This window comes from Pseudomonas sp. CFBP 13602, assembly GCF_014842725.1.
GTDB lineage: Bacteria > Pseudomonadota > Gammaproteobacteria > Pseudomonadales > Pseudomonadaceae > Aquipseudomonas > Aquipseudomonas baltica.
The window spans coordinates 1-1,385 of record NZ_JACYVT010000018.1; the positions used below are offsets into that span (position 1 = coordinate 1).

A 1,385-nucleotide genomic window follows, 5' to 3' on the forward strand; every position below is an offset into this window, starting at 1 on the left:
AGACGACGAAGTGGTTGATGCCATGCTTCCAAGAAAAGCTTCTAAGCTTCAGGTAACCAGGAACCGTACCCCAAACCGACACAGGTGGTTGGGTAGAGAATACCAAGGCGCTTGAGAGAACTCGGGTGAAGGAACTAGGCAAAATGGCACCGTAACTTCGGGAGAAGGTGCGCCGGTGAGGGTGAAGGACTTGCTCCGTAAGCTCATGCCGGTCGAAGATACCAGGCCGCTGCGACTGTTTATTAAAAACACAGCACTCTGCAAACACGAAAGTGGACGTATAGGGTGTGACGCCTGCCCGGTGCCGGAAGGTTAATTGATGGGGTTAGCGCAAGCGAAGCTCTTGATCGAAGCCCCGGTAAACGGCGGCCGTAACTATAACGGTCCTAAGGTAGCGAAATTCCTTGTCGGGTAAGTTCCGACCTGCACGAATGGCGTAACGATGGCGGCGCTGTCTCCACCCGAGACTCAGTGAAATTGAAATCGCTGTGAAGATGCAGTGTATCCGCGGCTAGACGGAAAGACCCCGTGAACCTTTACTATAGCTTTGCACTGGACTTTGAATTTGCTTGTGTAGGATAGGTGGGAGGCTTTGAAGCGTGGACGCCAGTCTGCGTGGAGCCAACCTTGAAATACCACCCTGGCAACTTTGAGGTTCTAACTCAGGTCCGTTATCCGGATCGAGGACAGTGTATGGTGGGTAGTTTGACTGGGGCGGTCTCCTCCTAAAGAGTAACGGAGGAGTACGAAGGTGCGCTCAGACCGGTCGGAAATCGGTCGTAGAGTATAAAGGCAAAAGCGCGCTTGACTGCGAGACAGACACGTCGAGCAGGTACGAAAGTAGGTCTTAGTGATCCGGTGGTTCTGTATGGAAGGGCCATCGCTCAACGGATAAAAGGTACTCCGGGGATAACAGGCTGATACCGCCCAAGAGTTCATATCGACGGCGGTGTTTGGCACCTCGATGTCGGCTCATCACATCCTGGGGCTGAAGCCGGTCCCAAGGGTATGGCTGTTCGCCATTTAAAGTGGTACGCGAGCTGGGTTTAGAACGTCGTGAGACAGTTCGGTCCCTATCTGCCGTGGACGTTTGAGATTTGAGAGGGGCTGCTCCTAGTACGAGAGGACCGGAGTGGACGAACCTCTGGTGTTCCGGTTGTCACGCCAGTGGCATTGCCGGGTAGCTATGTTCGGGAAAGATAACCGCTGAAAGCATCTAAGCGGGAAACTTGCCTCAAGATGAGATCTCACTGGAACCTTGAGTTCCCTGAAGGGCCGTCGAAGACTACGACGTTGATAGGTGGGGTGTGTAAGCGCTGTGAGGCGTTGAGCTAACCCATACTAATTGCCCGTGAGGCTTGACCATATAACACCCAAGCAATTTG

1 rRNA gene is annotated in these 1,385 nt (G+C 53.4%); it reads left to right on the top strand.

Annotated elements, in window-relative coordinates:
- A 23S ribosomal RNA gene (locus IFU31_RS21575) occupies positions 1–1,366 on the top strand; the annotation flags it as partial.
- Positions 1,367–1,385 lie beyond the last annotated feature (19 nt).